We start from the raw sequence: 19,086 nt of genomic DNA on the forward strand, positions 1-19,086 counted from the left end.
TTTCAATCTACCTTTGCATTATGATAGAGTTGGGAAATTATAACACATTGAAGGTACTTAGAAGTACTAGTGTCGGTCTGTTTTTAGGTGATAATGAGGGAACAGAAGTATTGCTCCCTAACAAATATGTGCCTGAGGATTTTGAGATTGACTCCGAACTAGAAGTGTTTTGCTATCTGGACAATAATGAGCGCCCTATTGCAACTACCCTGAGGCCTTATATCAGCAGAAATGAATTTGCATATCTAAAAGTTGTGGAAGTTGGAACCTACGGCGCATTTTTGGATTGGGGATTGGAGAAACACCTATTGGTGCCTTATAGGGAGCAGACTGTAAAAATGGAGGAGGGGAGAAAGTATGTTGTGCACTGCTATTTGGATGAAGAGACTTTCCGTTTAACAGGCTCTAGTAGGATAAACAGGTTTTTATCAAATGACGGATTTGACCTTCAGGTTAATAATGAAGTAAACCTAATGGTAAACAGAAAGACACCTTTAGGCTGGGAAGTTATTATTGAAGATAAATATAAGGGATTGGTTTTTGAAAGTGATGTTTATAGGCCTATTGCCATTGGCGACCAATTGAAAGGGTATATTAAAAGTATAAGGCCAGACAATAAGATTGATATCTCTCTGCAGCCTATTGGTGCTCAGATGTTAGAGCCAACAGCAAAAATGATTTTTGATAAACTTCAGCAAAACAAAGGTTACCTGGCATTGCATGATAAATCATCTCCTGAAGAAATCAAAGACAAATTGCACCTAAGCAAAAAGTCATTTAAGAAAGCGATCGGTACACTTTACAAGGAAAGGAAAATTGATATAAAGGAAGATGGTATTTATTTGTTATAAGGATACTCTTGCTAATCAGTGTTAAAAGGAAAGAAAAATTTATTTGATACCTTAAGTTTTTTTCTTCAAGCAAAAATTTTACATTTGTAAGAGTGTATATTAACTTATTGGTATATACGCTTTTAGCATAATCTCAGATTAATACCGCCTAATATGCCCTTTATTGAAGAAAGTGATTTATTGGACCTCCATAAGGATCTTGATAAGGCCCAAATAATAAACGAAAGACTTTTAGACCAAATAAAATTTAAGAACAAGGATTTAAAAAAGATAAGGCTCCAGCGTAATATCCTCCTTGGCTTTACAGCTCTTTTTGTTGTTGGAACGCTGGCGATAACTTCTTTTACGGCAGGTTTGAGCAGTAAAAATTCGTTTGAAAACCAGAACAATTTATTGGTTTCTATAGATAGTTTAGATGTAATCAAGGCGCGTATTGACAACCTAAAGGAACAAAATGAAGAACTCAGCTTGGTCAAGGAATTTTATTTGGCCAAAGCTTTTTTGGATAAAGAAAAAATTTATTCAGTCCAAGTGAAATCATTTGTAGATAACAATGTCACCTTGGCGTCTGAAGCCTTGACAAATACTTTGTTCGTAAAAACTAACCCGTTCTACGCATATTCCCTTGGAAATTTTGAAACCCTTAATGAAGCTCAAACCTTTAGAAAACAATTGGTGAATATGGGCTTCAAGGATGCTTTTGTTGCGTCCTATCAGGATGGAAAGAGAGTTAAAATAGAAGATCCGTATTAATTTGGGAAAGGTTAAGGCTTGGGTACAAGCTGCCAGACTAAGAACACTTCCACTATCATTATCTGGTATAATAGTAGGTACTGCGCTAGCCGGGATGCAAGGCTTTTTTGATATTTCCATTTTTGTGCTTGCACTTTTTACCACAATCGGGTTTCAGGTTACGTCTAATTTTGCAAATGATTATGGTGATGGTGTTAAAGGGACTGACAATGAGGATAGAATTGGGCCAGCTAGAGCATTACAAAGTGGACTCCTTACCAAATCTGCTCTAAAAAAAGGAATAACTATTTCCGTTTTAGCAAGTATGGTTCTAGCGGTTAGCTTGATTTACTTGGCATTTGGAAAGGAAAACCTCCAACTTGTTATTTTGTTTTTTATTCTTGGCATCCTATCCGTATGGGCCGCGATTAAATATACCATGGGTTCAAAACCCTATGGATACATGGGATTGGGAGATATTTTTGTATTCCTTTTTTTTGGATTACTTGGGGTTTTAGGAAGTATGTTCCTATATACTAAAATGTTAAGCTGGGTATTCGTATTGCCAGCGATTACCATTGGATTGCTTTGTGTTGGGGTTCTTAACCTGAACAATTTACGTGATGTGGAATCTGATAAAAAACATGGAAAGAACACCTTGGTGGTTAAAATGGGATTTTCAAATGGCAAGTTTTACCACTTGTTTTTGATTACAATGGCATTCGTATGTCTTATGGTTTTCACATGGATAGAAAAAATTAATATTTTACACGCATTTTATTTACTATCATTTCTTCCCATTTTTGCTCATTTGAGTACGGTAATGTTAACCCAAGAGCCTGTAAAATTGGATAAAGAACTGAAAAAACTGGCCCTGAGCACATTTTTACTCTCAGTTCTCTTCTACTTGGCAGTTAATATTTTTTTGTAATTTTGAGTAACAACTCACTAAACTTGAAGCAATTTGGAACACCCCATTAAAATACTAATCGTAGAGGACAATGTAATTATTGCAGATGATATGCAATCGATGCTCGAGGAAATCGGCTATGAGATTGTTGACAATGTAATAGTTTACGAGCAAGCAGTAGAAGTATTAAAAAACAACCATGTCGATTTAGTGCTTATCGACATTATTTTGGCTTCTGATAAAACTGGAATTGACCTTGGAAAACATATTAGGGACGCCTATAATATCCCATTCATTTTTGTTACCTCTAATTCAGATAGAGCAACAGTGGAGAATGCTAAGACGGTTAAACCAGATGGTTATTTGGTTAAACCTTTTGAGCAGCAAGATCTTTATACATCAATTGAGATAGCTCTTTCCAATTTTAATTATGCAAGAAAAGAAAATAGCAAAGAGATAACTGGTAATGAAGGGGATACATTTACTTCCAATTCGGTTTTAAAAGATTCCATCTTTGTTAAAAAACAACACCTTTACTATCGAATCCAATTTGGAGATATTCAGTTTATAAAAGCTGATAATGTGTATTTGGAAGTAAATACAGTGGATAAAAAGTTTTTGGTACGCTCCCCTTTAAAAGACTATCTGGAAAAACTCCCCAAGAACAAATTTTACAGAGCACATAAATCTTACATTGTAAATGTGGACCACATTGATGCTATCAATTCAAAGGATATAATGATCAACAATAACCTTATTCCAATTTCAAAAGATTTTAAGGAATTCATTATCTCTTCAATGAACAGTTAAGAAAACTTCTCTCTGTTTATAATAATATTGAAAGTGCCTTAGGGCACTTTTTTTTGTGCCGCAACCGTATTTCATCATGTTACCACAACTTTTCTAGTGTTCACAACAATAGTTTCCCATTCAACAAAGGTGCCCATACTTTAGCAGTGTTATTAATTCAGAAAAGTAATTTTTTCATTTTCATATAGTGTTCTCGTAAAAGGGTCTTGTCCAAAATGGCAGGGCCTTTTTTGTTATGGGTGTTTTTTATCTCCATAAAATGCACAAAACATCGATAAACGGAGTTTTACATACAGTCAAGCACTTTTCACAACAGAAAACTACACTTTCACAACAATACTGAATAAGTCTTTTAGATTGGATTTAATTTAGCTGGTAAATCAACGTTCTTTATATATAGAATATAAGGAAAGTAAATAAGGGATTCTTAAGTTTCCCATTAAGCACTACGGATTAAATTAATGGCACATCACCTCAGAAAGTTATTTTCAGGATTGTTTTTTGTTCTTCTATTGAATGCATCAGCACAATCAATTGAAAATGAAGATCGCAGTGCTTTAAAAGAATTTCAGAATGCCAATGTGCCCGAGAATAGGTTTGATGTTTTTTTCAATTCCGTCAATAGGTACAATCAAAATTCTGCCTACGATTGGTTGGATACCGTTAAAGTTTACCTTTCCAATGCTCAAAAAACCAACGATACTATAGCTGCTCAGTTATATAGGGTTATGCAGACCCAATTGTACAATGATCTTGGAGAATACGATAAGAGTACAGCCCTTGCAAAGGAACTCTATGAAGCAAAAGATTCACTAAACCTGGATTTAAAGAAAATTGTATTGGATGTTCTGGATAACAATTATGCCAATTTACAATTGTACGATAAGCAGATTGAAGTACGAAAGAAAAAACGGGAACTTGGATTTACAAATAATATATCGTTCTATGATATCTATAGTAACTTGGGACTACACAGGAAGGCAAGGAATCAGTTTATCATGGAGGTTAAACCAACAATTGCCGACAACGACACCTATGGTCTTGCAAAGTACCATAGTAAGGTAGGTAACTATTTAAGATTGGATAATTCGGCCCCAACCGCTTTGAGTGAGTTAAAGAAAGCAAAGGCCTACTTGGACGTATACTTAAATGACATTTCCATTCAAAAAACGGAAAAACAACTTTTTGAGAGCGACCTTCTAAAAGCTGAAATTGAAGGAAATATAGGAAAGTGTCATGTATTGCTGCATGAGTACGAAGAGGCTGTACCTCTTTTGGAAAGTAGTATTGAGGTTTTGCAAAATTCATCCAACAACAACCATAAAAGCGAGATTATTGAGAATACCTTGAACTTGGCAGATGCCAATTTGCAGTTGGAGAAGTTTTCAACGGCAAAAAGAAGTTTGGATATTGATTTTGAGAGCATAGATATGTTGCAAAGTATAAAGCGTAACAGTTTATTGGCAGCATACTATGACAAGGTGGAGAATTTTAAAAATGCCGCTACCTACTATAAACGCAATGAAAGAATAAAGGATTCCCTCGCCCAAAAACAGTCTTCCATTATTAAACAGCAGTTGGTTACCATTGTAGCTAATGAAGATATGGAAAACTCGCAGCGTTTGATTGAAGAACAAAAACGGATAAACGAACAGGCGCGCAGTGAAATGAAAGCTAAAGATGAGCGAATCAACTTAGTGTTTATTTCACTGATTTTCACACTTCTTGGTTTTGCCGGATTGGTATATGCCTATCTTAAGAGTATTAAAAATCAACGGTTGATAGCTGAACAAAAACACATTATTGAGAATGCGTTGGTAGAAAAAGATTCTTTGCTGAAGGAAATTCATCACAGGGTAAAAAACAATCTGCAAATGGTTTCAAGCTTATTGAGCCTACAGACCAAAAATACCAGGAGCAAATCTGCTATTGAAGCTTTGGAAGAAGGAAAGAGTAGGGTGAAGGCGATGGCTTTGATTCATCAAAAACTCTATCAAAATGATGATTTATCCGTCATTGAAATGCAGGGCTATATTGAAAGTCTAATCAACAGTGTACAATCCGTTTACAAAAAAGGAGGACACAATATTAGCATTACCATTGATGCCGAAGGTACCGAACTCGATATTGATCGTGCCATTCCATTTGGTTTGATTTTGAACGAACTGGTGTCAAATTCCTTTAAATATGCGTTTCCTGAAAACGATGAAAATGGAAAAATCTACATTCATCTACGCAAGAATGGTGAACAAGGCTATTTTGAATACACAGATAATGGTGTGGGATTGCCGGAGGATACCGAAGAGCGTACACATTCCTCTATGGGAATTAGACTAATGAACAGGTTGGTGAACCAATTGCAATCCAAATTGAACATAGACAAAGCTGATGAAGGAGTCAGGTTCTGGTTCAACTTTAATTAATACTACCATTTCTTAATTGCCCAGAAGGTATAGTTGATTCTCCTTTTCCTTATTTAGATTTAAAATATGACTAAATTTGGAGCAACTGCATGAAAGCCACCTACAAAAAATACATACTCAATTTTAAAACCCCTAGTGGCACCTCAAGAGGGGTATTAACAGAAAAGGAAACATGGTTCATCATTCTAAAAAATGATGATAATTATGGTATTGGGGAGTGTGGAATTTTAAAAGGGTTGAGTATTGATGATGTTCCGGATTATGAATCAAAACTTAAATGGACTTGTGAGAATATCCATTTGGGTCTAAATATATTATTGGAACATTTGGTAGAGTTCCCATCCATACAGTTTGGACTGGAACAAGCATTTTTATCCCTTCAATCCAGAAATCCGTTTGAACTGTTTCCTTCGGCGTTTACAAAAAATGAAGCTCCAATATCAATTAATGGCTTGATATGGATGGGGGATGAAAGTTTTATGTTGAAGCAACTGGAGCAAAAACTAAAGGATGGCTTCCAATGCATTAAAATGAAAATCGGAGCTATAGACTTTAACAAAGAACTTTCCATATTAAAATTCATCCGCAAAAAGTTCACTGTAGATGAAATAGAACTGCGGGTAGATGCCAATGGAGCATTCTCTAAAGAGAATGCCATGGACAAGCTAAAACAATTGTCAGAATGCCAAATTCATTCCATAGAACAACCTATTAAGCCTGGTCAATGGGATACCATGGCTGGTTTGTGTAAAGAAACCCCATTGTCCATAGCTTTGGATGAAGAATTAATTGGCATTTTTGATGTAACAGAAAAACGAACACTGCTACAAATCATAAAACCACAGTACATTATTTTAAAACCAAGTTTGGTCGGAGGTTATAGAGGATGTCAAGAATGGATAAATTTGGCAGAACAAAATGATATAGGTTGGTGGGTTACCAGCGCATTGGAGAGTAATATTGGTCTGAATGCCATTGCTCAGTGGACATATTCTTTGAACACTCAAATGCCACAGGGTTTGGGTACGGGAAGTTTGTTCACTAATAATTTTGATAGCCCATTAGAGGTTGCAGAAGGCAAGCTTTTTTATAGAAAGACGAAAACTTGGAAGATAAATTTAATTGAACATTTATGTATATAGAACAAGGATATAAAGGACTTAGTGAAGCATGGAGGTATGTTTTAGGGGTTTTGCTAGTCTTTTTAGGTTGGCAGATTATTGGTGCGTTTCCCTTAATTATTGCCTTGCTCATAAAATCAGATTCTTTAAGCACTGTTTTAACAGATGACCTTGGGGTAATGTCGGGTATCTTGGGTAGCAATGCCTTTTTATTCTTTATGTTGTTGACGTTTGCAATAGGTATTATTTGTTTGTTCGGATATTTAAGATTTGTACATAAACAACAAATAAAACACTTGACTACATCCCGCAAAAAAATTGATTGGAAGAGAATAGGTTTTTCATTTTCAATTTGGGCTTTGGTGTCTTCACTCTTTATAGCAATCGATATTTACCTTTCTCCAGATGACTATCAATGGAATTTTGAATTGGTTCCCTTTTTGATCTTGGCAATTATTGCGGTGATTATGATACCTATTCAAACGAGTATGGAAGAATATTACATTAGGGGTTATATGATGCAAGGATTGGGAATTATGACCAAAAACAGATGGTTCCCTTTACTTTTTACTTCCTTGCTTTTTGGTTTGATGCATATTTTCAATCCTGAAGTGGCAAAAATGGGCTATGGGATACTGATTTTCTATATTGGAACCGGTTTTTTCCTTGGAATACTTACTTTGATGGATGAAGGCTTGGAGTTGGCTTTAGGGTTTCATGCTGCGAACAACCTCACAGCTGCTCTTTTAGTAACTGCCGATTGGACGGCCTTTCAAACCCATTCAGTCTATAAAGACGTTTCTCAACCTGTATTGGGATGGGATATTTTGATTCCTGTTTTTGTGATATTTCCCATTCTACTGTTCATCTTCGGGAAAAAGTATGGATGGAAAAACTGGAAAGAAAGACTGTTTGGCAGAGTACTCACCAAAGAAGAATTTGCAGCCCTAAATGAAAGCGAATCAGACATGGCATAAGATTCACCCTCAGTTTAAGCTGAATGGCACTCATTATAATTTTAATGAGCTGGAAGAATTGGGCTATGATTTTGTAAAGGAGGGAACCCCCTTTGAAGCTTCTATTGGCACATTCCTTTTGGATTGGGTAAATTCGGAAATTTTTGTTGAGGTCCCTACTTCTGGCTCAACCGGAAAACCAAAGAATATAAGGCTCAAAAAGGAGCATATGATGAATTCGGCCTTAGCTACGGGAGAATATTTCCAATTACATTCAGGTAACAAAGCATTACTTTGTCTTCCTTGCTCTGGCATTGCGGGAAAAATGATGTTGGTACGTGCCATGGAACTGGGTCTGGCACTGGATTATGTGGACCCTTCTTCCAAGCCTTTAGCTGATACGGCAAAAGTGTTTGACTTTGTTGCCATGGTACCACTTCAGGCTCAAAACTCTCTGGGACAGTTGCACCGGATTAAAACACTGCTGATTGGTGGAGCTTCTACTACAAAGGGTTTACGGGAAAAATTGGGTTCAGTTCCCACCCAGGCATTTGAGGCGTATGGTATGACGGAAACGATTACCCATATAGCCGTAAAGAAAATAGATAGCAGCAATAACAATTATTTTGAAACATTGCCCAACATTAAAATCTCCACAGATAATAGAAATTGTTTGGTCATAACAGCTCCCAATGTTTCAGATAGCACGGTAATTACAAATGATATTGTAGAACTTTTGGGAGAAGGTCAGTTTAAATGGTTAGGAAGATATGATTCAGTCATAAATTCAGGTGGAATCAAATTGATTCCAGAGCAGATAGAAGAAAAACTGTCCCCTATGATTCATCCCCGTTTTTTTGTTGCTGGTATTCCAGATGAGTCTCTTGGACAAAAGTTGATATTGATTGTTGAAGGTTCACGAATTTCTACTAAAAAACTCTTGGAACAAATTAAAAACTTGGATAACCTTCATAAATATGAAGTTCCAAAGGCAATCTATACTTTGGAATCTTTCATCCAAACTAAAACGGGTAAAATTCAACGAAAAAAAAATTTACAACAACTAAGCGGAGTTTTGTAAATTCAGGGGGTAAATATCACCCATGAAAAAAATCTTGTTTTTCCAGTTTCTTATTTCCTCATTTTTTTTACATGCCCAGCAAGTTCTTCCAGAAGTAGAGCGAGCCAAAGTTGTAGATGAAATTTTAGAAGAACGTTTCAATAAACTGCTTCCGGAGTTAATGGACAAGACAAGTATTGATATGTGGGTATTGATTTCTAGGGAGTACAACGAAGATCCTGTGCTAAAAACAATGCTGCCTTCAACTTGGTTGAATGCAAGACGGAGAACAATTCTTGTTTTTTATCGAAATAAAGCAAAAGGCACCATTGAGAAATTAGCAGTGGCAAGGTATAATGTAGGCAGGAGTATTCAATCCGCTTGGGATAAGGAAAAAGAGCCCAACCAATGGAAAAGACTTGTGGAGCTAATTGAAGAACGAAACCCAAAAACGATTGCCCTTAATTTTTCCAATGACCACAACATTGCGGATGGATTGGACAAAACAGATTATGATGAGTTTATGTCCAACCTTCCCAAAAAATACCATTCAAAAGTAAGTTCAGCGGAGCAATTGGCAGTACGTTGGATAGAAACCAGAACCCCGAGGGAAATGGTAATATATAATCAATTGGTGGATATCACCCACGATATTATTGCTGAGGCTTTTTCTGAAAAAGTTATAACCCCGGGAATTACCACAACCACCGAAGTTGAATGGTGGATGCGGCAAAAAGTAACCGATTTAGGATTGGAGACCTGGTTTCATCCAACTGTGGATGTTCAACGGACAAGTGAAGAACTTGTGGGGCACTTATATTCATTTTCAGGAAGACCAGATGACTTAATTATTCAACCGGGTGATTTATTGCATTGCGATTTTGGAATTACCTATTTGAGGTTGAATACAGACTGTCAGGAATTAGCATACGTTCTAAGACCAAATGAGAAAGAAGCCCCTTCGTTTTTGATAAATGGTTTGAAAGATGGGAATCGGGTTCAAGATTTTTTAACGAAGAACATGGTAACAGGTAGAACAGGAAATGAAATTTTGGCCAAATCACTACAAGAGGCAAAGGCAGTTGGCCTTCGCCCAGCTATTTATACCCATCCATTGGGTACATACGGGCATTCTGCTGGGACAACCATAGGCATGTGGGATTCGCAAGGTGGTGTAATGAAAGATGATGGTGAAAACTATCCACTTAACCCCAACACTGTTTACGCAATAGAATTAAACACTACCATCAACATTCCAGAATGGAAACGGGATATCCGCATTATGTTGGAAGAGGCAGGATTTTATGGAGAAGATGGGTTTAGGTATGTCAATGGAAGGCAAACGGAACTGTTGTTGATTCCTAGGGTTAAAAAACATTTGGGTGAATAAACCAAAAAAAATAAATAGGAATACAACGATCTATTGTATTTTTAATTTGATTCTTTCAGAAGTTATACCTGAAGCACTCCCATATTGAATTGCTTTTCAATCGGGGCATGATTTGCCGCTTCTATGCCCATAGAAATCCATTTTCTGGTATCCAAAGGATTTATAATGGCATCTGTCCATAACCTTGATGCAGCATAATAGGGTGAAATCTGATAATCATAGCGTTTTTTTACTTTATCAAACAATGCTTTCTCTTTTTCGGCATTCAAAACCTCACCATTTTTTTCTAAGGAAGCTTTTTCAATTTGTAATAAAACCTTTGCTGCGGAGTTTCCGCTCATAACGGCAAGTTCCGCGCTGGGCCATGCAACAATAAGACGTGGGTCGTATGCTTTTCCGCACATGGCGTAATTTCCAGCTCCATAGCTGTTTCCAACAACTATTGTGAATTTGGGTACTACAGAATTGCTAACGGCATTAACCATTTTGGCACCATCCTTTATAATCCCACCATGTTCACTTTTGCTACCCACCATAAATCCAGTGACATCCTGTAAAAACACTAGCGGTATTTTCTTTTGATTGCAGTTGGCAATAAAACGGGTAGCTTTATCAGCAGAATCGGAATAGATGACCCCGCCAAATTGCATTTCGCCTTTTTTTGTTTTTACCACTTTACGCTGATTGGCCACAATGCCAACGGCCCATCCATCAATTCTGGCATATCCGGTAAGAATGGTTTTTCCATAGCCTTCTTTGTACTGTTCAAAATCTGAATTGTCCACTAATCTTTTAATGATTTCCAGCATATCATACTGATCTCCCCTAGAGGCGGGGAGGATTCCGTAAATATCTTCTGGATTCTCTATTGGTTTTTTGGATTCAACTCTATTAAAACCTGCTTTGTCAAAATCCCCTATTTTACCTACAATTTTCTTTATTTTATCAAGGGCATCTTTATCGTTTTTTGCCTTGTAATCCGTAACTCCACTGATTTCTGAATGGGTAGTGGCTCCACCCAGAGTTTCATTGTCAATACTTTCCCCAATAGCAGCTTTTACCAGATAACTTCCTGCCAAAAAAATACTTCCGGTTTTATCAACAATCATTGCTTCGTCACTCATGATGGGCAAATATGCTCCACCTGCAACACAGCTGCCCATAACGGCAGAGATTTGAGTAATACCCATACTGCTCATGATGGCGTTATTCCTAAAAATTCGCCCAAAATGTTCTTTATCAGGGAAGATTTCATCTTGTAATGGTAGATACACTCCAGCACTATCTACCAAATATATAATCGGTAATTTATTTTCAATGGAAATCTCTTGCGCCCTTAAATTCTTTTTACCGGTTATGGGAAACCATGCACCAGCTTTTACCGTGGCATCATTGGCAACAACAACACATTGTTTGCCTTGAACATATCCTATCTTGACCACCACTCCAGCTGATGGACACCCTCCATGTTCCTCATACATACCTTCACCGGCAAATGCACCTATCTCAATAGAATTGGTATTTGGATCCAAAAGATAATCGATGCGTTCACGAGCGGTCATCTTACCTTTTGCATGATGTTTTTCTATCCGTTTTTTACCTCCGCCTAGCTTTACTTCGTTGAGTTTTTTACGAAGCTCGGCAAGTTTTAATTTATTATGGTCTTCGTTTTTATTGAAGTTAATATCCATAGTTTATAATCCTATTTCGTCTTGTTGGCTAAAGATAAGGAGTTATAATCATTACTTTTGGTTCTATATGGAAAGTAAAATTAAATGGGGCATAATTGGCCCAGGGAATATTGCCAGAAAATTTGCATCAGACCTTCAATTAATTGAAAAGGCACAGATTTCGGCAGTGGCATCAAGGTCATTGGACAAGGCAAAGAGTTTTGCGGACGAGTACAGAGCTGAGCATGCTTATGGGAGTTATGATGAACTTTTTTCATCGGATACAACGGACATTGTTTATATAGCAACACCCCATAATTTTCACAAAGATTTGGCCATTAAGGCCATGCAGGCAGGTAAACATGTACTTTGTGAAAAACCATTAGGGGTAAATAGAGCTGAAGTAGAAGAACTTGTCAAAACTGCAAAACAAAACAAGGTCTTTATGATGGAAGGTCTTTGGTCAAGGTTTAATCCATCTATTCAAAAAGTAATACAATTGATTGAGCAGGGTGCTATAGGAGAGATATCTTATCTACATGCCGATTTTGCTTTTTATGGTTTGGACAGGGATGAAGACTCTCGCGTGTTAAACCTGAATCTTGCATCTGGTTCCTTGTTGGATATTGGAATCTATCCTGTTTTTTTGGCTTATTTGTTATTGGGCATGCCGGATGAAATAAGTGCACATTCTAATTTTCACTCCAATGGAACGGAATTGCAAACTTCTATGATTTTTCAATATTCCGATGCACAGGCGGTTCTCTATAGTGGAATAACTAGCACCTCAAAAATGGATGCTGAAATCTCTGGAACTAAAGGGGAATTGTTCCTTGAACCCAGATGGCACGAAGCCAGAGGGTATTCTTTGGTCAAAGATGGGGAGACCCAAAATTTTGCACTTCCAGTACTGGGAAATGGCTTTGTTTATGAAATAGAGGAAGTGCATAAGTGTCTTAACAGCAATAAATTGGAAAGTGATTTGTGGTCGCATCAGAATAGCTTGGATTTGGTTGAATTATTGGATGCTATTCGAGAAAAGGCTGGGATAAGATTCCCTTTTGAAATATAAACCAAGAGAAAGCCATTAAGAATTTATCAATTTTTACGATATTTGATTCCTTACCAAACCAACAACTAATATGGGAATGAATAAAAATACAGTGCTCGCATGGGCCACTTGGGTCATGATTTTTGTGGGACTAGGAATGATAGCGCTAGGAGCTTTTAAGTATGATGAAGTTGCAGGGTATGGTTTTGCGGCTGTAGGTATTGGTTTCTTTGCAATAGCATGGGTCTTTAATGCTCTTAAGGGCCGGGTATAATTCTCAATTTTTCTTAACTAAAAAATAATTGAATGTCCGACGATAAGAAAGTCATCTTTTCTATGTCTGGGGTGACCAAGACGTTTAAAACAGCAAACACTCCGGTGTTAAAAAACATTTATCTAAGCTTCTTTTATGGAGCTAAAATTGGGATTTTGGGTCTCAATGGTTCCGGTAAATCCACCTTGTTGAAAATAATTGCAGGTGTGGATAAGAATTTTCAAGGTGATGTGGTTTTTTCACCGGGTTATTCTGTAGGTTATTTGGAACAGGAGCCGCAGCTTGATGAAGAAAAAACAGTACTCGAAATAGTAAAAGAGGGGGTAGCTGAAACTGTGGCTATTTTAGATGAGTACAATAAAATCAATGACATGTTTGGCTTGCCCGAAGTTTATGAGGATGCGGACAAGATGCAGAAGCTGATGGACAAACAAGCAGCCTTGCAGGACAAAATCGATGCTTCCAATGCCTGGGAATTGGATACCAAACTTGAAATAGCAATGGATGCACTCCGTACTCCAGAATCAGACAAGAAAATAGGAGTGTTATCAGGAGGGGAACGAAGAAGGGTTGCATTGTGTAGGTTATTGCTTCAGGAACCTGATGTTTTGCTTTTGGATGAGCCTACAAACCATTTGGATGCTGAATCAGTACATTGGCTGGAGCATCATTTGGCACAGTACAAGGGAACTGTAATCGCTGTTACTCATGACCGTTATTTCTTGGACAATGTTGCTGGTTGGATATTGGAACTGGACAGGGGAGAAGGTATACCGTGGAAAGGAAACTATTCCAGTTGGTTGGATCAAAAATCCAAGAGATTGGCACAAGAAAGCAAGCAGGCCTCCAAACGTCAAAAAACATTGGAACGAGAGTTGGAATGGGTTAGACAAGGGGCAAAAGGAAGACAGACCAAACAAAAAGCCCGTTTAAAAAATTATGATAAACTTTTAAGTCAAGACCAGAAACAGCTGGAGGAGAAACTGGAGATCTATATTCCCAATGGACCAAGATTGGGAACCAATGTTATCGAATCCAAAGGCGTTAGCAAAGCTTATGGCGAGAAGTTATTGTACGAGGATTTAAACTTTAATCTTCCACAAGCCGGAATTGTGGGCATTATTGGCCCCAATGGAGCTGGTAAGACCACTATTTTTAGAATGATCATGGGAGAGGAGACTCCGGATAAAGGGGAATTCATTGTAGGTGATACTGCAAAATTAGCCTATGTAGACCAAAGTCATTCCAATATTGACCCAAACAAAACCATTTGGGAAAATTTTAGTGATGGACAAGAATTGGTAATGATGGGAGGAAAGCAAGTCAATTCGAGAGCATACCTCAGTCGTTTTAATTTTTCTGGGAGCGAACAAAACAAAAAGGTGAATATGCTTTCTGGGGGTGAGCGTAACCGTCTTCATTTGGCAATGACCCTAAAAGAAGAAGGAAATGTATTGCTCTTGGATGAGCCAACCAATGATTTGGACGTAAACACGCTACGTGCCTTGGAAGAAGGTTTGGAGAATTTTGCCGGTTGTGCTGTGATTATTTCGCACGACAGGTGGTTCTTGGATAGAATTTGTACTCACATCCTTGCTTTTGAGGGTGATTCGCAAGTGTATTTCTTTGAAGGTTCTTTTTCTGATTATGAAGAGAACAAAAAGAAACGCTTGGGAACGGATATTATGCCCAAGCGAATTAAGTATAAGAAATTGATACGTTAATAAAGAGAATTATTCTTTTTGGTTAAGCCCTATCAATCCTTCTTCAAGAAGTTTTTTTGCTTCTTGTAAATAGGCCTTTTGATGGGCTTCTAAACTATTTGGGTCATTTTCCTTTTCAGAACTCCCAGGATTAAAAGATTTTGAGAGTAAAATAAGCTGTGTAATCGCTTTTTCAGTTGATTTCAATCGTTCTTTGGAATGTTTGTCAAAAACTCTTATCATTTCCATCTCCATGGATTCCTGTTCATTTTCCGTATCGGTATAGGCCTCGTTTTCCAAAGAGGTTTCTGCGCTGTCTTCCACAATGGCGGTTGTAGAAACTCCTAAAGTACATTCATCCAGAATGGTAATCAATTCATTGATAATGCCAATTGATTTCTTGGAAAAATAACGACCGGCATCCCAATCAACAGGAGCAACTGCTTTGTTTAAACTCTCAATGGCATCCAAAGTTTTATCCTCAGATTTAGGGCAACCACATTCGGTCATAAAAGATTTTGATTTTTTAAGAGCAGTCAATGCCCTTTCGGCATAATACATCTGATGCTCAAAATTGGTTGCGCCCATTGCTTTTTTAGAATGGCTTAGGCCATAGGTGACTTTGGCGTAAAAGTTATCACATTGATTGGAAAAAGAAGAGTTTACTGCAAAAATGAATGCAAAAGCAAACAAAACATAGGATTTGGGAGCCATGGTTAAGTATTGATTTGGTTTGATTCTGTATCATTAACGACAATAATCCATCAATATTTTATTCTACTAAAAATCATCATTGGGATACCAGTCAAGTTGAACCACTTTTATATTGGAGTTACCCTGGTTAACCAGCGTTTTAAATTCTTTGACATTGCTTACATCAGAGTTTCCTCTATAATGATAAGGATAGATTTCCTTTGGTTTAAACTCCAACACTGCGTTTGCTGCACTTTCAACTGTCATAGTATAAGGAAGGTTCATGCAGATGAACGCCTTGTCAATGTTTTTTAAAGCCCTCATTTCGGGTATATCCTCTGTATCTCCAGAAAAATAAATCCGTTCTCCATCAATATTCAAGATATATCCGTTTCCTCTTCCTTTTTTATGGAACTTTAATGCTTCCTTCCTTAAGTTATACATGGGAATAGCCTCAACAGTGATTCCGTATCGTTCTTTGGAATCTCCATTGTTTAAAATATCTATTTGTGGAGTAAATTCGTTTGGAATCCCGTTGGCTACGGCTTGGGGTACCATTATTTTGGCCTTTTTGGTATCTAATTCCTGCAAAGTTTCTAAACTGAAGTGATCTCCGTGAATATCTGTTATTAAGATTAGGTCTGGCCTTTTTTGATTCTTAAAAACTCTTTTCCCTCCAACGGGGTCTATATATATGGTAATGTTCTTCCATTCCAATATGGCAGTTGCATGTTCAATAGGAATAATTTTTATGGTTTCTGTTTCTTTGGAAGTTGTTGGAGTATTATCCTTTTGTTCTTTATTTTCTTTACACCCATGGATAAGAAATAGGCAAAAAATGAATATGGCGTATGTTTTTTTCATAATTGAAAGGCTTTGAAACTGTCAATAAAATTAAGCCCTAAAGTATGTTGGTTGCATTTTTTTTAACATTATTTATTCAATAATAATCCAAAACAAAAACTTAAGCGTATATAAACAGAACACAATTGATTAAATACACTTTAAACGCAAGATCAATTAATTTAAAAGTTATGACGGAAACAAAAAGTAACAACGGATTAAAGGTAATAGCTGGTTTACTTGGGGTAGTTCTTTTAGGAACAATAATCTATACTGTAAGCCTTTACCAAGATAAGAAAAAGACCACTACTGCTCTTACCCAAGAAAAAGAGTTGGTTGTTGACGACTTAAATAATTTAAAGTCTGAATATGACAAAGCTATCTTAGAAAGTAATGCTACAAACGAAGAGTTGGTTGCTGCAAGAGATAACATTGCAAAGTATATTGATTCGGTACAAGGTATGAAAGCAGATATTGCTTCACTATCAAGATACAGAAGACAAGTTAGCGTTCTTAAAGCTGAAAGGGAAAAATTATTGAAGCAAGTTGATTCTTTGACAAGTTCTAACACTTTGTTGGCAATGCAGAGAGACAGCACTTTTGTTGAATTGGAAAAACAAACTGTTTTCAACGATTCTTTGGTTGTTCAGAACACGCAATTGGCTGATGCCGTTGAAAGAGGTTCTGCATTGAGCTTGTCTACTTTTACTGTTGATGCCGTTAAAGAAAGAAACAATGGTAAATTGGTTTCTACTTCAAGAGCAAAAGCAACTGACAAATTCAAAGTATGTTTTACCATTGCTGATAACGTTATTGCTGAAGCTGGAGACAGAGAGTTCTTTATTGAAGTTCTTGATCCTCAAGGCAATGTGTTGGGTGACAGTTTTTCAAAATCTAGCGAGGATGGGGCTTCCATTACATATAGCAAAGGAACTAACTTCTATTATGAAAACAGTTCTTTGGATGTTTGTGATTACATAAATAAGCCTGCTTCTGATTTCCAAAAAGGAAATTACATGGTAAATGTTTATGACAGCAAATTGAAATTGATGGGAACTTCTAAGTTCGCTTTAAAATAGTATAACACTATCCATATTTAATAAGAAAGCCCGGTTCTTTAAGAATCGGGCTTTCTTTTGTTATTGTGGGCAGACTTATTTTAAACTACCCACCATATCTTCTGGTTTTACCCATTCATCATATTCCTCCGCAGTAACATAACCTAGATTAATGGCCTCTTCCCGTAAAGTAGTTCCATTTTTATGAGCGGTATTTGCAATTTCCGCAGCTTTATAATAGCCAATTTTAGTGTTTAGTGCAGTAACCAGCATTAAAGAATTGTTCAACAATGTTTTAATTACCTCATGATTTGGTTCTATGCCCGCAGCACAATTAACATCAAAGCTTATACAGGCGTCTCCAATAAGTTGCGCAGATTGTAGAATATTTGCCGCCATTACCGGTTTAAAAACATTCAGTTCATAATGTCCTTGGGTACCTCCTACGGAGATTGCTACATCATTGCCCATTACTTGCGCACAGACCATAGTTATAGCTTCACATTGCGTTGGGTTCACTTTTCCTGGCATTATGGAACTTCCTGGTTCATTGGCCGGAATAATAATTTCGCCAATACCAGAACGCGGTCCAGAGGCCATCATCCGTATATCATTGGCTATTTTATTTAGGGAAACAGCTAATTGTTTTAATGCTCCATGGCTCTCTACTATGGCATCATGAGCTGCAAGAGCTTCAAATTTATTCTCTGCGGTAATGAATGGTAAACCCGTGAATTCTGCAATATGCTTGGCCACTAATACATCATATCCCTTCGGGGTGTTCAATCCGGTACCCACTGCAGTTCCTCCCAAGGCCAACTCACTCAAATGGGGCAATGTATTTTTCAAGGCTTTTAAACCATGATTTAGTTGAGATACATATCCAGAGAATTCTTGGCCCAAGGTCAGGGGAGTGGCATCCATAAGATGGGTACGTCCAATCTTGACCACATCTTTGAATTCCTTTGACTTTTTTACCAAAGTATCTCGCAATTGTTCAACACCAGGAATAGTAACCTCTACAATTTTTTTATAGGCTGCAATATGCATTCCCGTTGGAAAAGTATCATTTGAAGATTGACTTTTGTTGACATCATCGTTTGGTTGAATCGTTTTTTCACCTTCTCCAATTTTTTTTCCAGCTATTTCATGGGCCCTATTGGCAATAACCTCATTGACATTCATATTACTTTGCGTTCCAGATCCGGTTTGCCATATTACTAAGGGAAATTGGGTGTCATGTTGACCTGAAAGGATTTCATCACAGACCTTGGCAATTAAATCTCTTTTTTCAATTGGCAGAACACCAAGTTCATGATTGGTATAAGCAGCTGCTTTTTTCAAATAAGCAAATCCGTATACAACATCCAATGGCATTGAAGCTGGTGCGCCAATCTTAAAATTATTGCGGGAACGTTCTGTTTGAGCTCCCCAATATTTATCAGCAGGTACTTTTACCTCGCCCATGGTATCTTTTTCTATTCTAAACCCCATTTCTTAAATTTTTAGCTATGCAAATTTAGGCCTTAGAATATTTATAT

Annotated in this window: 17 protein-coding genes; 13 read left to right on the forward strand and 4 right to left on the reverse strand. The window is 37.1% G+C overall.

What is annotated here, in order from left to right; genetic code table 11:
- The first annotated feature begins 20 nt into the window (after positions 1 to 20).
- From CRO15_RS07690 to CRO15_RS07730, 9 genes are all read left to right on the forward strand, one after another.
- On the forward strand, positions 21 to 851 hold the full coding sequence (locus tag CRO15_RS07690) for a CvfB family protein (RefSeq protein WP_097045222.1): 831 nt from the start codon (positions 21 to 23) through the stop codon (positions 849 to 851).
- A 153-nt stretch (positions 852 to 1,004) separates the two neighbouring features.
- The gene (locus tag CRO15_RS07695) at positions 1,005 to 1,604 is read left to right on the forward strand and encodes an SPOR domain-containing protein (RefSeq protein ID WP_097045223.1); all 600 of its coding nucleotides are present in this window, start codon (positions 1,005 to 1,007) and stop codon (positions 1,602 to 1,604) included.
- Position 1,605: 1 nt separating this feature from the next.
- Positions 1,606 to 2,514: a 1,4-dihydroxy-2-naphthoate polyprenyltransferase gene (locus CRO15_RS07700; RefSeq protein WP_097045224.1), complete on the forward strand. Its 909-nt coding sequence runs from the start codon at positions 1,606 to 1,608 to the stop codon at positions 2,512 to 2,514.
- 33 nt (positions 2,515 to 2,547) lie between these two features.
- Positions 2,548 to 3,303, forward strand: a complete 756-nt coding sequence (locus tag CRO15_RS07705; RefSeq protein ID WP_097045225.1) for a LytR/AlgR family response regulator transcription factor — start codon at positions 2,548 to 2,550, stop codon at positions 3,301 to 3,303.
- Positions 3,304 to 3,764: 461 nt separating this feature from the next.
- Positions 3,765 to 5,726, forward strand: coding sequence for a sensor histidine kinase (locus CRO15_RS07710; RefSeq protein ID WP_097045226.1), 1,962 nt, complete (start codon positions 3,765 to 3,767; stop codon positions 5,724 to 5,726).
- Positions 5,727 to 5,815: 89 nt separating this feature from the next.
- Complete coding sequence (locus CRO15_RS07715; protein WP_097045227.1) at positions 5,816 to 6,868, forward strand: o-succinylbenzoate synthase; 1,053 nt, start codon at positions 5,816 to 5,818, stop codon at positions 6,866 to 6,868.
- Entirely contained in the window at positions 6,859 to 7,824 is a 966-nt protein-coding gene (locus tag CRO15_RS07720) for a CPBP family intramembrane glutamic endopeptidase (protein WP_097045228.1), read from the forward strand. Before CRO15_RS07715 ends, CRO15_RS07720 begins: the two co-directional genes overlap by 10 nt.
- Positions 7,799 to 8,884, forward strand: coding sequence for an AMP-binding protein (locus tag CRO15_RS07725; protein WP_097045229.1), 1,086 nt, complete (start codon positions 7,799 to 7,801; stop codon positions 8,882 to 8,884). Before CRO15_RS07720 ends, CRO15_RS07725 begins: the two co-directional genes overlap by 26 nt.
- 22 nt (positions 8,885 to 8,906) lie before the next feature.
- Positions 8,907 to 10,253 (forward strand): M24 family metallopeptidase, encoded by a 1,347-nt coding sequence (locus tag CRO15_RS07730; RefSeq protein WP_097045230.1) that lies wholly within the window; start codon positions 8,907 to 8,909, stop codon positions 10,251 to 10,253.
- A 62-nt stretch (positions 10,254 to 10,315) separates the two neighbouring features.
- On the opposite strand, the gene CRO15_RS07735 is transcribed toward CRO15_RS07730, so the two are convergent.
- Positions 10,316 to 11,944: an acyl-CoA carboxylase subunit beta gene (locus CRO15_RS07735; protein WP_097045231.1), complete on the reverse strand. Its 1,629-nt coding sequence runs from the start codon at positions 11,942 to 11,944 to the stop codon at positions 10,316 to 10,318.
- A 67-nt stretch (positions 11,945 to 12,011) separates the two neighbouring features.
- Between CRO15_RS07735 and CRO15_RS07740 the strand changes: the two genes are divergently transcribed.
- The 3 genes from CRO15_RS07740 to ettA all read left to right on the forward strand — a co-directional run bounded on the left by CRO15_RS07740 (position 12,012) and on the right by ettA (position 14,972).
- Positions 12,012 to 12,995, forward strand: coding sequence for a Gfo/Idh/MocA family protein (locus CRO15_RS07740; protein WP_097045232.1), 984 nt, complete (start codon positions 12,012 to 12,014; stop codon positions 12,993 to 12,995).
- Between the two features lie 76 nt (positions 12,996 to 13,071).
- Positions 13,072 to 13,248, forward strand: a complete 177-nt coding sequence (locus tag CRO15_RS19740; RefSeq protein WP_097045616.1) for a CAL67264 family membrane protein — start codon at positions 13,072 to 13,074, stop codon at positions 13,246 to 13,248.
- A 32-nt stretch (positions 13,249 to 13,280) separates the two neighbouring features.
- Positions 13,281 to 14,972 (forward strand): energy-dependent translational throttle protein EttA, encoded by a 1,692-nt coding sequence (gene ettA, locus CRO15_RS07750; RefSeq protein WP_097045233.1) that lies wholly within the window; start codon positions 13,281 to 13,283, stop codon positions 14,970 to 14,972.
- 9 nt (positions 14,973 to 14,981) lie between these two features.
- Here the strand turns inward: ettA and CRO15_RS07755 are convergent, their stop codons facing one another.
- Together CRO15_RS07755 and CRO15_RS07760 are read right to left on the reverse strand one after the other, a co-directional pair.
- Positions 14,982 to 15,665 (reverse strand): hypothetical protein, encoded by a 684-nt coding sequence (locus CRO15_RS07755; protein WP_097045234.1) that lies wholly within the window; start codon positions 15,663 to 15,665, stop codon positions 14,982 to 14,984.
- 66 nt (positions 15,666 to 15,731) lie between these two features.
- On the reverse strand, positions 15,732 to 16,508 hold the full coding sequence (locus tag CRO15_RS07760) for an MBL fold metallo-hydrolase (RefSeq protein ID WP_097045235.1): 777 nt from the start codon (positions 16,506 to 16,508) through the stop codon (positions 15,732 to 15,734).
- 170 nt (positions 16,509 to 16,678) lie between these two features.
- Between CRO15_RS07760 and CRO15_RS07765 the strand changes: the two genes are divergently transcribed.
- Positions 16,679 to 17,566, forward strand: a complete 888-nt coding sequence (locus CRO15_RS07765; protein ID WP_097045236.1) for a hypothetical protein — start codon at positions 16,679 to 16,681, stop codon at positions 17,564 to 17,566.
- A gap of 75 nt (positions 17,567 to 17,641) precedes the next feature.
- Here CRO15_RS07765 and fumC read toward each other — a convergent pair whose 3' ends face one another.
- Entirely contained in the window at positions 17,642 to 19,039 is a 1,398-nt protein-coding gene (fumC, locus tag CRO15_RS07770; protein WP_097045237.1) for a class II fumarate hydratase, read from the reverse strand.
- Positions 19,040 to 19,086 lie beyond the last annotated feature (47 nt).

Origin of the sequence: Flagellimonas pacifica (assembly GCF_900215465.1) — a bacterium.
Lineage (GTDB): Bacteria > Bacteroidota > Bacteroidia > Flavobacteriales > Flavobacteriaceae > Flagellimonas > Flagellimonas pacifica.

What these genes read in the sequence shown, in the direction of transcription:
- CRO15_RS07690 (WP_097045222.1), top strand. Translation starts at nt 21, where the DNA reads ATGATAGAGTTGGGAAATTATAACACATTGAAGGTACTTAGAAGTACT.
- CRO15_RS07695 (WP_097045223.1), top strand. Translation starts at nt 1,005, where the DNA reads ATGCCCTTTATTGAAGAAAGTGATTTATTGGACCTCCATAAGGATCTT.
- CRO15_RS07710 (WP_097045226.1), top strand. Translation starts at nt 3,765, where the DNA reads ATGGCACATCACCTCAGAAAGTTATTTTCAGGATTGTTTTTTGTTCTT.
- CRO15_RS07715 (WP_097045227.1), top strand. Translation starts at nt 5,816, where the DNA reads ATGAAAGCCACCTACAAAAAATACATACTCAATTTTAAAACCCCTAGT.
- CRO15_RS07720 (WP_097045228.1), top strand. Translation starts at nt 6,859, where the DNA reads ATGTATATAGAACAAGGATATAAAGGACTTAGTGAAGCATGGAGGTAT.
- CRO15_RS07725 (WP_097045229.1), top strand. Translation starts at nt 7,799, where the DNA reads ATGAAAGCGAATCAGACATGGCATAAGATTCACCCTCAGTTTAAGCTG.
- CRO15_RS07730 (WP_097045230.1), top strand. Translation starts at nt 8,907, where the DNA reads ATGAAAAAAATCTTGTTTTTCCAGTTTCTTATTTCCTCATTTTTTTTA.
- CRO15_RS07735 (WP_097045231.1), bottom strand. Translation starts at nt 11,944, where the DNA reads ATGGATATTAACTTCAATAAAAACGAAGACCATAATAAATTAAAACTT.
- CRO15_RS07740 (WP_097045232.1), top strand. Translation starts at nt 12,012, where the DNA reads ATGGAAAGTAAAATTAAATGGGGCATAATTGGCCCAGGGAATATTGCC.
- CRO15_RS19740 (WP_097045616.1), top strand. Translation starts at nt 13,072, where the DNA reads ATGAATAAAAATACAGTGCTCGCATGGGCCACTTGGGTCATGATTTTT.
- ettA (WP_097045233.1), top strand. Translation starts at nt 13,281, where the DNA reads ATGTCCGACGATAAGAAAGTCATCTTTTCTATGTCTGGGGTGACCAAG.
- CRO15_RS07755 (WP_097045234.1), bottom strand. Translation starts at nt 15,665, where the DNA reads ATGGCTCCCAAATCCTATGTTTTGTTTGCTTTTGCATTCATTTTTGCA.
- CRO15_RS07760 (WP_097045235.1), bottom strand. Translation starts at nt 16,508, where the DNA reads ATGAAAAAAACATACGCCATATTCATTTTTTGCCTATTTCTTATCCAT.
- CRO15_RS07765 (WP_097045236.1), top strand. Translation starts at nt 16,679, where the DNA reads ATGACGGAAACAAAAAGTAACAACGGATTAAAGGTAATAGCTGGTTTA.
- fumC (WP_097045237.1), bottom strand. Translation starts at nt 19,039, where the DNA reads ATGGGGTTTAGAATAGAAAAAGATACCATGGGCGAGGTAAAAGTACCT.